Source organism: Methylomonas sp. BW4-1, assembly GCF_052474385.1.
Genome location: NZ_CP184125.1, coordinates 4053581 through 4066389, shown reverse-complemented (window position 1 = coordinate 4066389; position 12809 = coordinate 4053581). Strand labels below are relative to the sequence as shown.

Genomic DNA, 12809 nt, shown 5'->3' with positions numbered 1-12809 from the left:
ATGTCTAACCAAATCCGCATCATCGGCGGCGATTGGCGCAGCCGGCAAATCGTATTCGACGACGCGCCCGGTTTGCGGCCGACGCCGTCGCGGGTGCGGGAAACCTTGTTCAACTGGCTGCAAGCTGATGTTCTGAATAGCCGTTGCCTGGATTTGTACGCCGGTAGCGGCGCGCTGGGCGTCGAAGCCGCCTCGCGCGGTGCCAAGCACGTGGTGCAAGTGGAAAACAACCCTGCCAGTTGCCAAAAGCTGCGCGAGAACATCGCCAAATTGGCGGCGACACAGATTCAGGTGGTGCAGCAAGACGTTGGGCAATTTCTAAACGCGCCGGCTCAACCGTTCGACTTGGTGTTCCTCGATCCGCCGTTTGGGCAAGGTTTGATCGGGCAGACCTGCCGACTATTGGACGCCCAAGGCTGGCTGGCCGATTACGCCAAAATCTATCTGGAATGTGAGCGCAAGCGGCCGTTGGATGATCTGCCGGCCGGCTGGCGATTGTTGAAAGCCAAGACGGCCGGCGAAGTCAGCTACCACCTGCTGCAAAAGCAATCGGATACTTTTGCTGTGGCGAATGGTTTAAAATAAGCCGCTTTTGCCTGTTTCCAAAGCCGATGAACATTACCGCGATTTATCCCGGCACCTTCGATCCCATCACCAATGGTCACCTGGACTTGATCCACCGCGCTTCCCGGCTTTATCAACATGTGATTGTTGCCGTCGCCGTCAGTCGCGGCAAACAGCCACTGTTTTCCTTGGAAGAGCGCGTGGCGTTGATTCAGGAAGTGGTCACCGAGTTCAGCAACGTCCGCGTGATTGGCTTCGACACCTTGTTGGTCGAATGTGCCAAGCAACATCAAGCCAGCGTCATCATCCGCGGCTTGCGCGCGGTGTCCGATTTTGAATACGAATTTCAATTGGCCGGCATGAACCGCCGTTTGTCGCCCGATATTGAAACGGTGTTTCTGACCCCGGCCGAACAATACGAATTTATCTCGTCCAGCATGATCCGCGAGATCGCCCAATTGAACGGCGATGTGTCCAGCTTCGTGCCTGATGTGGTCAAACAACGCTTAACCGAAAAATTTTCCGAGGAGTAATTATGGCGCTCATTATCAGCGACGACTGTATCAACTGCGATGTCTGCGAACCGGAGTGCCCGAACGGCGCCATTTCGCAAGGCGATGATATATACGTGATCAACCCGTCCCTATGCACCGAGTGCGTCGGTCATCATGACAAGCCGCAGTGCATGGAAGTTTGTCCGGTGGATTGTATCGATAAAGATCCGGATGTGGTCGAGGACAAGGACAGCCTGTACAAGAAGTATTTGAAACTGACAAGTTAACAACTGGACTGCCTCGAAAAACTCTTAGCCCCCCGCGCCCGAATGTGGGGGGCTAGGTTTTACGAGAACGATGAAACAAATGCTTTTTGATGAGCTCGTTATTTTTCTTTCGATAACTCGTTTTTAGGTATTAGATTTAGTGGCATTAATATATAAACTCTCTACGGGACGCCACCAGTCGGTACCATCAATGTTGTATTGAGCTTCAATATCGCCTATCTCGGAGCGATTGATCTGCGTGAAACCAGCTTCCGATAAAGCGAGCTTCAACGTTTCGAAATCCCAGGCAAACTTGTGGTCGTCGTCCATTCGGAACATTTGGTTAATGATTTCCATTTTTGTGTCGTATGGCTTTGGGCTGCCTCCCAAATTTTTAAGTTGTTCGAAAAATTCTTTGTCGTCAAAGCAGTAAGCTTTCAAGTATTTTTCAGCGTCGGGCACGATTAGTCTGAGCGTGGCGCCATTTTCGAGTAGTCGATAGCACTCTCTAAGTAATTTTTTCGCATAGGAGTATTCCAAATGCTCTAGAAAGTGTTCGCAATGAATGTGCTTAGCACATTGACTATTCAGCGGAATAAGATTACGCAAGTCATGAAAGTAGACACCCTGGCTGTCCGTCATGTCTATATTGATCCAGTTTTCTTTTGCAAGGTTTCCGCAACCGAAGTTAATTAGAAGTTGATTTCCACTCGCTTTTTTAAGTTTTCCCCTAGAAATCAGTCGTCGGCGAAAATTTGTTAGGAATTGTATCCAGAGATTAATGTTATTTCTCAGATCACGCCATCCGGCATGTCCAAAAACCGTTTCTGCTACGTTATGGATCACTTGTTACTCCCAACCGAATAATTAAGCTAAAGTCCATTAAACAAAATTAAAGTTTCCTTTTCTTTCAATTATTACACACGCATTCAAGAGCAGTGGTAATGATCCGTTTTAAAACGTTATTCTTAGGAGATCGATATGCTCAAAAGTGTTGGCTATGCCGCCTATAACCCGCAAACGCCGCTACGCTCGTTTCATTTCGAACGCCGGCAACCCGGTTCCGAGGATGTGCGTATCGAAATTCTGTATTGCGGGGTTTGCCATAGCGACTTGCATCAAGTACGCAACGAATGGCGCGGCACGACATTTCCGATAGTGCCGGGCCACGAAATTGTCGGTCGGGTCGTGGAAGTCGGCTCCCAAGTGACTCATTTTAAGGTGGGTGATTTGGCCGGGGTAGGCTGCATGGTGGATTCCTGCGGCGTCTGTCCCGATTGCCTTGATCATCAGGAACAGTTTTGCGACCAGACAGTGTTCACTTACAACAGTCCGGATAAACATACCGGCAAAATGACTTACGGCGGCTACTCGAATCAGATTGTGGTCGATCAGGATTTTGTGTTGCATGTGTCCGATAAGCTGGAGTTGGCGGCGGTCGCGCCCCTGCTGTGCGCCGGCATCACGACCTATTCGCCATTACGGCATTGGAAAATCGGCAAGGGCCATAAGGTTGGCATCGTCGGTCTGGGCGGGCTGGGGCATATGGGCGTGAAGTTTGCCCATGCCTTTGGCGCGGAAGTCGTGCTGTTTACGACATCGCCAGGCAAGGAAGCCGATGCCAAACGCTTGGGGGCGAGCGAAGTGGTAATTTCCAAACACGCCGACGAAATGGAAAAGCATCTAAACAGCTTAGATTTCATATTAAATACCGTCGCCGCGCAGCACGATCTGGATCAATATTTAAGCCTGTTGAAGCGCGACGGCACGATGTGTCTGGTTGGCGTACCGTCCGAGCCGCATCCCTCGCCGAACGTCGGCAATCTGATATTCCGTCGCCGCGCACTGGCTGGGTCGCTGATCGGTGGCATCCGTGAGACCCAGGAAATGCTGGATTTCTGCGCCGAGCACGGCATCGTTTCCGATATTGAGCTGATTCCGATGGCCGGCATCAATGACGCCTATCAACGTATGTTGAAAAGCGACGTGAAATACCGCTTTGTGATCGATATGGCAACCCTGCCGGGCTGACGCACTACCCAACCTCCTAAATATCGTCGCTCCCGGGCCGCCGGGAGCCCAGTTGCTAAACTGGATTAGCGATGAGTCCTCGTAATGCCGGATGGCCCAGGTTTTGGCCTATCCGCATCCCTAGCAAAACATTTGACCTATAATCACCTTCTCTCACTTTTCTTGGCTTGTTGGGCAGAGAAGGAATGCGTTTGAGCTTTTACCGATTTATTTTTCTGACAGCAATGATTGCCGTGGCGGGTTGGGCTGGGTTGCGCCTGGCCCTACCGCCAGGCTATGCCAGTCCGATTTGGCCGCCGGCCGGCATTGCGCTGGCAGCGGTGTTGCTCTGGGGTAAGAAAATCTGGCCGGCGATAGGGTGCGGCTCGTTCCTGACCAATCTCTCGCAAGGATATGATTTAAGCGGCGAATTAACGCCGCCGACGGTCTTCGTCGCGATGGGCATCGCGATCGGCAGCACATTGCAAGCATTGACCGGTGCTTGGCTGTCGCAACGCTTTCTAGGGACCGGCGTACCGCGTCTGGATAAAGGCAAAAACATTTTTCGGTATGTGTTACTAGTCGGGCCTTTGACTTGCTTGATTGCCGCCACCGTCGGGGTCAGCACCTTGCTTGGATTCGGTGTTTTAACCGATGCCAATGTTTTGGTGGCTTGGTGGAATTGGTGGATAGGCGATTGTCTCGGAGCCATCATCATATCGCCTTTGGTTTTTTGCTTGTTTGCAGAGCCAAGAGCGCTTTGGCGTCCCCGGCTGGTAGGTGTGGCTATGCCCCTGGTAGCCATGTTGGCCGGGCTGATCATTACTTTTCTATTGGTTTTGCGAGCGGAAGACAGTCGGCTGCAACTGCAATTTGACAGCAACGCCGGCGCGGTTAATAAAGCCTTGGCAGACAACTTTTCCGCCGTGTTAAAAGCGTCTTTTTCGCTCAATAGTTTCTTTCAAGCGGCTGGACCGGTAGACCGGGATAAATTCGGCGTTTTTGCCAATGGCGTGCTGACACAGAATCCGCACATTCAAGCGCTGAGCTGGGTATCGCAGATCCCCAGCGAACAGCGGGCGTCTTACGAACAATCGATCCGCGACGAAGGATATAAAGATTTTACGATCAAGGAGCTAGGTGCGGATCGCCAGTTCATCAAGGCTCAGGAGCGTACCGAGTATTTCCCCGTTACCTTTATCGAGCCTTTATCAACCAATAAGCTGGCGCTGGGCTTTGACTTGAATTCGGAGGCCAATCGCCGAGCAGCGCTGACGGAAGCCAGGGCCAGCCAAGCAGTCAGCGTCACCCGGCCTATTCAACTGGTGCAGGACGGGCAAGCCAATCAAGCCTTATTGCTGATGATGCCTGTATACCTGGCTAATGCCAATAGTTCGGAGCCGGCGTTTAGCGGGTTTTTGTCTACAGTGGTGCGTATCGATTCCCTGGTGAAGGCGGCCATGCAAGACTTAAATCTTGACGATATGAACGTGGCGCTACTGTATTACGATGCGGAAAACCACGCTATACCGTTATACGGAGCGCTGAAAGCATTGACGACCGGTGTTAATGAGTCCAGGCATTCCATCCGTTTTGGCAATCGCTTGTTGGAAGTGATTGTCCAGCCGGAAGCCGTATTCATTGCGACGCATGCCTCCTGGTTACCGTGGCTGGTGTTGTTGGGAGGATTGCTGTTTACCATGCTACTAAGCGTGTACTTGTTATCCGCCACCGGCAGGGCGGCTATGGTGGCGGCACTGGTCGATCAGCGCACCGCTCAGCTTGATGCGGCAAACTCAAGTTTAAAGGATGCGTATATTCGTTTGGCGGAAAAAGGCCAAAAGCTCCGCGACTTATACGAGCTGTCGCCGTTAGGCATCGCTTTGCTGGACGTGCACGGCAAATTCGTTGAATTCAATCATGCTTTTCAACGCATGACCGGGTATACGGAAGAAGAACTTCAACGGCTCGATTACATGAGTTTATCCGCCGATAAAGAGCAGAGTTTGGCCGAACAATTAAGTTGGTTAGCTAGAACCGGGCAGTATGGTTCGGACGAAGCGACGTTTATCCATAAAAGAGGGCGGCCGGTATCGTTGCAACTAAGCGGCACCAAAGTCGCCGGTACCGAGGATCAGGATTATATTTGGTTTATTGCCGAGGACGTCACCCAAGCCAAAGCCAATAAAGAAGTGCTGCGACAAAGTGAGTTGAAGTATCGAAAGCTGTTCAACAGTTCTAGCGATGCGGTCATGATGGCCGATAGCAGCGGATTTCTGGATTGTAATCAGGCCACCTTGGATTTATTTGGTTACGACGCTGTGTCCGAGTTCTGCCGCTTGCACCCCGGTAAAGTTTCGCCGCCAAATCAGGCAAACGGCAGGGATTCGGTAGAATTGGCGAACGAGTATATGGCTACGGCGATCAAAAACGGCCACTTGGAATTCGAGTGGCTGCATAAGCGTGCCGACGGTCGTATTTTTCCGGCTTTGGTGACGCTGGCGCGGGTTAGTCTGGACGGCCACCTGGTATTACAAAGCGTGGTGCGCGATCTAAGCGAGCAAAAGCGGGTGGAGCAGGCCTTGATCGAAGCCAAAGAAACCGCCGAGAGCATGGCGGCCTTCAAATCGGAGTTTCTGGCGAACATGTCGCACGAAATCCGCACGCCGATGAACGCGGTGATTGGGTTGTCGCAGTTGGCATTGAATAAGCCGGTATCCGCTGAGGTAAGGGATTATCTGCAAAAGATTTACAGCAGTTCCGTCAGTTTACTCGGCATACTCAACGACATTCTCGATTTCTCCAAAATGGAGGCCGGTAAACTGGGACTCGAACAGGTCGAATTCAACCTGAATACCGTATTGGATAACCTGCATAATCTGTTTGCCTTGTACGCCGCGGAAAAATGCCTGGACATCAAGATAGACGTTGCGCCGGATGTGCCCTTAAGTTTGGTGGGGGATGCGTTGCGTTTGCAACAGATTCTCTCCAATCTGGTGGGAAATGCGCTGAAGTTTACTGAGCAAGGCAGTGTCACATTGCAAGTGGCTTTGCTGGAATGGCAGGATGCTCAGGCCAAGCTGCGTTTCAGCGTGATAGATACCGGTATCGGCGTTCCCGAAGCGGATCTGCCTAAGTTGTTCCATTCCTTCAGTCAGTTGGATGCGTCGATTACTCGCCGCTTCGGTGGTACAGGCTTGGGCTTGAGCATCAGCCAAAAGTTGCTGCAACTAATGGGCAGCGATTTTCATGTCGAAAGTAAGCCGGGGCAGGGTTCGAATTTTAGTTTTGACTTAATGCTGGGCGTTAGCGCGCAGCAAGCCGACTTGCCGGCGGCGGGGCCGGATAACGACACCCAGGCCGGTGGCTTGTCTAAGACTCTTGCCGATCAAGGTAGCGCATTGCGGGGCATGCGTATCTTGGTGGCCGAAGACCATGCTATCAATCAGAAAATTTTGCAGGAATTTTTGGCCTTATGCGGGGTTAGTGTCGATCTTGCCGGTAACGGCCGTGACGCCTTGGCCATGCTGGCAGAGCATGCTTATGATGCAGTGCTGATGGATATTCATATGCCGGTGATGAGCGGCCTGGCCGCCACCGAACAGATCCGCCGTAACCCCGAGTATCAATCGCTACCGATTATCGCGCTGAGTGCTGGCGTGACCCAAGAGGAACGGGACAAATGCCTGGCCAGCGGTATGAACGAGTTTGTGGTCAAGCCGATTCAACCGATGCAGTTGGTTAAGGTGTTGTGCCAGCAGATAGGTCGAGGTTCGGTTGGCGCTTCGGTAAACGGGCCTGTTAAAAATGCGCGTGACGTTTCAGCGTTTTGCTTACGAGATTTGCCCGGTTTTGATTTCAGCAACACGCTGGATTTGCTGGATGGCGACGAAAGCTTTTTGAGCGAGTTGCTGGGTAGTTTCAGAAATAGCACCGCAAGCACCTTGATAGCGCTGGATGATTTGCTGGAGAAGCGCGATTTGCAAAAGGCGCGAGACGTGCTGCACGGTTTGAAAGGCGTCGCCGCTAACTTGGGGGCAAATCGTGTGGAGCAGGCCGCGATGGTATTTTGTATGTCACTCAAGCAGGACAATTTAAGTCAAGCCGACTACGCCGAGTTCAAACGGGTAGTGGCCGAATCACTCGCTGCACTGGAACCGTTGGGATAATCGCTCGATATTGTTTCTGATGGAACAGTGTCTATAGCCGGTCCCAAAAGATCGTCTGAGTCCGGTCCAGTTTATCGGTGTAAAATCCGCCGCCATATTGCCTTTAGTTCAACATCCCGCCAAGGAGAACGCACAATGAACGATCTGGTGTTTTATACCAATCCGCAGTCGCGTGGGCGCATCGCTCACTGGATGCTGGAAGAAATCGGCGAGCCTTATGAAACGGTCTGGTTGGCGTTCGGCGCCGCGATGAAAAACGCCGATTATCTGGCTGTCAACCCAATGGGCAAGGTGCCGGCGCTGAAACACGGCGCGGCGTTCGTTACGGAAACTGCCGCCATTTGCGCGTATTTGGCGGATCGTTTTCCGGAGAAAAATCTGCTGCCGGCCGCAAATCATCCCGCGCGCGCGGACTATTTCCGTTGGCTGTTTTTCGCGGCCGGTCCGCTGGAGCAGGCCGTTACCGCCAAAACGCTGGGTTGGCAAGTGCCCGAGGGCAAAAGCGGCTTTGTCGGTTTCGGTAGTTACGAGGCGACCTTAGCGGCCGTTGAAACAGCCCTGCAGCCTGGGCCGTACATTTGCGGCGCACAATTTACCGCCGCGGATGTGTATGTCGGCTCGCAGCTGGGTTGGGGCATGATGTTTGGCAGCATCGACAAGCGTCCGCTGTTCGAGGATTATGTGGCGCGCATCTACGCCCGTCCGGCAGCCCTGCAAGCCATTCGTCTCAACGAAGAATATGTGCAACAACGCCAGGTCTGATCGATTGGATAATAGACAGCATCCATCCATGACAGCGTTGCAAACTGACGCACCCATTGGCGTATTCGATTCCGGCGTCGGCGGCCTGTCCGTGCTGCGAGCCATCCGTGCGGAACTTCCCATGGAAGACTTGTTGTATGTGGCCGATTCCGGCTATGCGCCCTACGGCGACCGCGATGCGGAGTTTATTGCGGATAGGGCGACAACGATCACCGAGCTGCTGCTCGATGCCGGCGTGAAGGCCATTGTGGTGGCGTGCAACACCGCCACCGTGGTCGCAATCGAAAAACTGCGCGCGTGGTGTTCGGTGCCGGTGGTGGCGATGGAGCCGGCCATCAAGCCGGCGGCGCAAACCACCCAATCCGGAGTGGTCGGCGTGCTGGCCACCAGCCGTACGCTGGCCAGCCCCAGCGTCGCCAGGTTGTGCGCGGCCTACGGTAAAGACATTGAAATATTGTTGCAGCCTTGTCCCGGATTGGTCGAACAAGTTGAAAAAGTCCAATTGCACAGCGATACGACGCGCGAGCTTTTGGTCGGTTACCTGTCGCCGTTGCTGCTGGCCGGTGCCGATACCATCGTATTAGGCTGCACGCATTACCCGTTTCTGGCGCCGCTGATTCGGAACATTGTGGGGCCGGATCTGACGATAATCGACCCGGCCACCGCCGTGGCAAAAGAGCTGGTGCGGCGTTTGCAAGGCCATCTTAGGCCTGTTCCGAGTGCGCGAACCGCAGAGATCCGCTTTTTTTCCAGCACCGCGGTCGAAGAGGCCCGCCCGATCATATCCGCGCTCTGGGGTAGTCCTGTGCTTGTTCAGGCGCTTGCGCGGAGCGCTAAGGGCAAGCAGATCGGTTCGGCAGCTTTGGGCTAGTCTCCACCGGATTTTTAATAAACCGTTCGAGCCGGTTATCTTCCATTTGCAGGCCACCATGAACGATAAACACACTCCAATAGCCGTGTCTGCGGCAGATGTCGAGCCACGCACCACATCGCTGTATCCGGAACCGTTTGCCTCGCGCATGGCGGGCAGGGAGAAGCGCCGCCTTGGCGAGGTATTCGATCTGGCAAATTTTGGCGTCAATCTAAGCACGCTAGCACCCGGTGCCAGATCGGCGTTGCGGCATAGCCATACGCGGCAAGACGAGTTTATTTACATATTGCAAGGCCATCCAACATTGGTGACGGATGCAGGCGAAACCCAGCTGGCGCCGGGTATGTGCGCGGGATTTAAAGCCGGCACCGGTAATGCGCACCAGTTGCTGAATCGCTCGAACGCAGAGGTACAGTATCTGGAAGTTGGCGACAGGACGGCCGGAGACGCAGTCATTTACCCGGACGACGATTTGCAAGCGATGTCAGTCGACGGGAGCTGGCGTTTTGCCCATAAAGACGGCGAGCCATACTAAAAAACGGGAGTCTGCATGCCACACGTATTAATCATCCATGAGGTCGCCGACTATCCGGCCTGGAAGCAGATTTTCGATCAGGCCGCCGAGATCAGAAAACGCGCCGGAGAAATCAGCTACCAACTGCTGCGCTACGACGACGATGCCAATAATATCGTGCATTTTTCTGCCTGGACCTCGCTGGATAATGCCCGGCGCTTTTTCGAATCCCCCGAGTTGGTGGAAATCAGGGAGCAGGCTGGGGTAAAAGCCCCGGAATTTATCTATTTGCAAGAGATAGAGCGGGGCGTGCTTTAATCGCGGCCTTGCTGAATGCTACTGGTATAAGCGTTGCTGCCTCTGTTAGCAACGAACTGTAATCGGTAGCGCTGACGAAGATGTGCTAGCGCAATGAAACCGCAGATTAGTATTGTCATTCCGGTAGTCAACGAGGCGGCGCGGCTTGCCGATACGTTGCAAGCCTTGCAGTCTCTGAGACCGCGCTGCGAATTACTGGTGGTCGATGGCGGCAGTCTTGATGTCAGCCCGCTTATTGCGAAGCCTTTGGTCGATCAGATTTTGCCCAGTCAGCCTGGCCGGGCCAGGCAGATGAACCTGGGTGCGCAACAAGCCCAAGCCGACGTGTTGCTGTTTTTGCATGCCGATACCCGGCTGCCGGATCAGGCTATTGCTTTAATTTTGTCGGCGGTCGCGCAAGGCTGGTCGTGGGGGCGTTTTGATGTGCAATTCGACAGCCCACAAGCCATTTTTAAATTGATTGCCGGCATGATGAACGCGCGCTCCCGCTTGACCGGTATTGCTACCGGCGATCAGGCCATCTTCATCACTCGTCAGGCATTTCAGGCTGTGGGCGGTTTTCCGGAGATTGCCTTGATGGAAGATATTGCCATCAGTGTGGCGCTGAAAAAGCTCGGTAAACCTTGCTGTTTAAAGACTAAGGTCGTCACTGCCGCGCGGCGTTGGCAACAACACGGTATCCTCAGAACGATCTTATTGATGTGGTGCTTGCGGCTGCGGTATTTTTTCGGAGCCCATCCGGATGAACTGGCAGCGCAGTATTATCGGAGACGGTGATGGAAGCAATGGTGCGCTTGGGCGTGTTTTTGGGGATATTTTTGCTAATGGCGGCTTGGGAGTGGCTGCGGCCCAAGCGGCGATTGGCGGCAACGCGCCGCCGCCGTTGGCCGGTCAATTTGGGTTTGGCGATTCTGAATGTCGGCGTGATGCGGCTCAGCATCGGTGCCGCGGCCTGGCTGGCGGCGAACTGGGCTGCCGAGCAACAAATCGGCGTATTCAATACGTTGTCGATGCCGAATTGGCTGTCGATAACACTCAGTTTGCTGCTGCTGGATTTGGCCATTTACGCCCAACATATCGCCGCCCATCGCTGGCGCTGGTTTTGGCGGCTACATCAGGTACACCATAGCGATATGGATTTCGATACGACGACTGCCGTGCGCTTTCATCCTTTGGAGATCATGCTGTCGATGCTTTATAAGGTCGCGCTGGTGGTGTTACTCGGCGCCGATCCGTTCGCGGTGATCGCTTTTGAAGTGATATTGAACGGTTGCGCGTTATTTAATCACGGGAATGTCGGCCTGCCGCCTGCGGTAGAGCGCGGCTTGCGCTATTTGATAGTGACACCCGACATGCATCGCATTCATCACTCTGCATTTCAACCGGAAACCGACAGCAACTACGGCTTCTCGCTGTCGTGTTGGGATAGATTGTTCAAAACCTATTGCCCACAAGCGCGCGAAGCACAAACTGGCATGATGATAGGTTTGTCCGAGTTTCGCGATAGTGCGCAGTTGGGCTTTGTAGGCCTGTTGGCGTTGCCGTTTCGCCGTCTACGCAGTCGATAAGCCCAGTTAAACCGGCTTGCGGTTTGGCTTATTGGGTTGTTTCCTTTTAGCGATTAATCAATGTGTTTTTAGTGTCATTGTTAATTAATGTCGGCGGGCATATAGTCTAAATGCCTTAATTACTTCGGGAAGCGACCATGAAACGCTTACATAAAGACATTTTGACCGGGCTGGTGTTTGTGACCGGCGTTATCGAGTTTATTTCGGGCGATTTTATTGTTTCCTCGGCCTTGTTCGCGGCGACCACTTTTGCCAGTACTATGGGTTCGAGCCGCAAAAAACCGTAGGACTGGATTGTTCTGCGGCGTAGTCGAACCGGCAGATGTTTTGATAAATGCGTTCAGCGTTAGGTTTTCTGGGTAATATTGGATTATCCGCGCCGCTTGCATAAGCAATGTTTTACAATATTGCGATGCAATTAAACTTTGACCGGCTGCGGTAAATGGCTGACGCGAAAACTTATCTGAATGTACCCTATGCCGAAAAGGATGCGGCGAAAGCGCTTGGCGCCAGGTGGGATGCGGCTGTCAAGAAATGGTATGTCCCCGCCAATAAAGACGTGGCGCTGTTTGTCAAATGGCAGGTGGAGTCCGGGCTTGGGCAATTGCCCAACGGCGAGGCGAAAAATTCAAAAGCCGACAGTGTCGTCGGTGGCACAACCCGATCAAGCGATAAAAACTTCGTAGCCTATGACGGAGACGAGCCGCCATGGGATTGAAGCAAGCGGTGCGCGGTTTTAGCTTGTGCGCCCGTTAAAATACCTGGCTGGCTATGCGCCCGCCATCACCGCGCAAGTGCATGCGCTGATCGACAGCGACAAACTGCCCGAGCTACTGCTGAAAAAATATCCCCGGCCGCATGATATAAAGACCGACAAGGCGCTTTATGTCTACACGATGGATCTTAAAAATCAATTTCTGCGGCAATCCAACCCTCTCAGCAAAGTCGTTTACGACGACAAAATCGATGTATTACATCAGGCCTTGGGCTTACATTCCGTGGTATCGCGGGTGCAGGGCGGCAATTTAAAAGCAAAAAATGAAATTCGTATCGGTGCGATCTTTAAAATTGCGCCGCCGGAGTTTTTGCAGATGATCGTCGTTCATGAGCTCGCGCATCTGCGTGAAAAACAGCATAACAAGGCTTTTTATAAATTATGCGAGCACATGGCGCCGGACTATCACCAATGGGAATTTGATATGCGGCTTTATCTGACCTGTCTGGATTTGGGCCGGACCATTTATTGAGTCGATCCAAGCGCCGCGGGCGAAGG

The 12809-nt window shown here is 53.1% G+C and carries 15 protein-coding genes; 14 read left to right on the top strand and 1 reads right to left on the bottom strand.

Annotated elements, in window-relative coordinates:
- The 3 genes from rsmD to ACH5Y9_RS18870 are packed head-to-tail and all read left to right on the top strand — an operon-like array spanning position 1 to position 1345.
- A complete protein-coding gene (gene rsmD, locus ACH5Y9_RS18880; RefSeq protein WP_445367168.1) occupies positions 1-585 on the top strand; it encodes a 16S rRNA (guanine(966)-N(2))-methyltransferase RsmD in 585 nt (194 codons plus the stop codon).
- 26 nt (positions 586-611) lie between these two features.
- Positions 612-1097 (top strand): pantetheine-phosphate adenylyltransferase, encoded by a 486-nt coding sequence (gene coaD / locus ACH5Y9_RS18875; protein WP_171696738.1) that lies wholly within the window; start codon positions 612-614, stop codon positions 1095-1097.
- 2 nt (positions 1098-1099) lie between these two features.
- Complete coding sequence (locus tag ACH5Y9_RS18870) at positions 1100-1345, top strand: YfhL family 4Fe-4S dicluster ferredoxin (RefSeq protein ID WP_171696737.1); 246 nt, start codon at positions 1100-1102, stop codon at positions 1343-1345.
- A gap of 123 nt (positions 1346-1468) precedes the next feature.
- On the opposite strand, the gene ACH5Y9_RS18865 is transcribed toward ACH5Y9_RS18870, so the two are convergent.
- Positions 1469-2170, bottom strand: coding sequence for a class I SAM-dependent methyltransferase (locus ACH5Y9_RS18865; RefSeq protein WP_205452855.1), 702 nt, complete (start codon positions 2168-2170; stop codon positions 1469-1471).
- 135 nt (positions 2171-2305) lie between these two features.
- Here ACH5Y9_RS18865 and ACH5Y9_RS18860 point away from each other — a divergent pair, with 135 nt between their 5' ends.
- From ACH5Y9_RS18860 to ACH5Y9_RS18810, 11 genes are all read left to right on the top strand, one after another.
- Positions 2306-3355, top strand: coding sequence for an NAD(P)-dependent alcohol dehydrogenase (locus ACH5Y9_RS18860; RefSeq protein WP_445367167.1), 1050 nt, complete (start codon positions 2306-2308; stop codon positions 3353-3355).
- Between the two features lie 185 nt (positions 3356-3540).
- A complete protein-coding gene (locus tag ACH5Y9_RS18855; RefSeq protein WP_445367166.1) occupies positions 3541-7503 on the top strand; it encodes a CHASE domain-containing protein in 3963 nt (1320 codons plus the stop codon).
- 135 nt (positions 7504-7638) lie between these two features.
- The gene (locus ACH5Y9_RS18850) at positions 7639-8265 is read left to right on the top strand and encodes a glutathione S-transferase family protein (RefSeq protein WP_445367165.1); all 627 of its coding nucleotides are present in this window, start codon (positions 7639-7641) and stop codon (positions 8263-8265) included.
- Positions 8266-8293: 28 nt separating this feature from the next.
- On the top strand, positions 8294-9136 hold the full coding sequence (murI, locus tag ACH5Y9_RS18845; protein WP_445367164.1) for a glutamate racemase: 843 nt from the start codon (positions 8294-8296) through the stop codon (positions 9134-9136).
- A gap of 58 nt (positions 9137-9194) precedes the next feature.
- A complete protein-coding gene (locus ACH5Y9_RS18840; protein ID WP_445367163.1) occupies positions 9195-9671 on the top strand; it encodes a cupin domain-containing protein in 477 nt (158 codons plus the stop codon).
- A gap of 15 nt (positions 9672-9686) precedes the next feature.
- Complete coding sequence (locus ACH5Y9_RS18835) at positions 9687-9968, top strand: antibiotic biosynthesis monooxygenase (protein WP_101051474.1); 282 nt, start codon at positions 9687-9689, stop codon at positions 9966-9968.
- Positions 9969-10061: 93 nt separating this feature from the next.
- Positions 10062-10745 (top strand): TIGR04283 family arsenosugar biosynthesis glycosyltransferase, encoded by a 684-nt coding sequence (locus ACH5Y9_RS18830; protein WP_445367162.1) that lies wholly within the window; start codon positions 10062-10064, stop codon positions 10743-10745.
- On the top strand, positions 10745-11536 hold the full coding sequence (locus tag ACH5Y9_RS18825) for a sterol desaturase family protein (RefSeq protein ID WP_445367161.1): 792 nt from the start codon (positions 10745-10747) through the stop codon (positions 11534-11536). The genes ACH5Y9_RS18830 and ACH5Y9_RS18825 overlap by 1 nt, the downstream gene beginning before the upstream one ends.
- Before the next feature lie 137 nt (positions 11537-11673).
- Positions 11674-11823 (top strand): hypothetical protein, encoded by a 150-nt coding sequence (locus tag ACH5Y9_RS18820; RefSeq protein ID WP_165385908.1) that lies wholly within the window; start codon positions 11674-11676, stop codon positions 11821-11823.
- 155 nt (positions 11824-11978) lie between these two features.
- On the top strand, positions 11979-12254 hold the full coding sequence (locus tag ACH5Y9_RS18815; RefSeq protein ID WP_445367160.1) for a DUF5710 domain-containing protein: 276 nt from the start codon (positions 11979-11981) through the stop codon (positions 12252-12254).
- 25 nt (positions 12255-12279) lie between these two features.
- Positions 12280-12783, top strand: a complete 504-nt coding sequence (locus ACH5Y9_RS18810; RefSeq protein ID WP_445367159.1) for a YgjP-like metallopeptidase domain-containing protein — start codon at positions 12280-12282, stop codon at positions 12781-12783.
- The last annotated feature ends 26 nt before the right edge of the window (positions 12784-12809 follow it).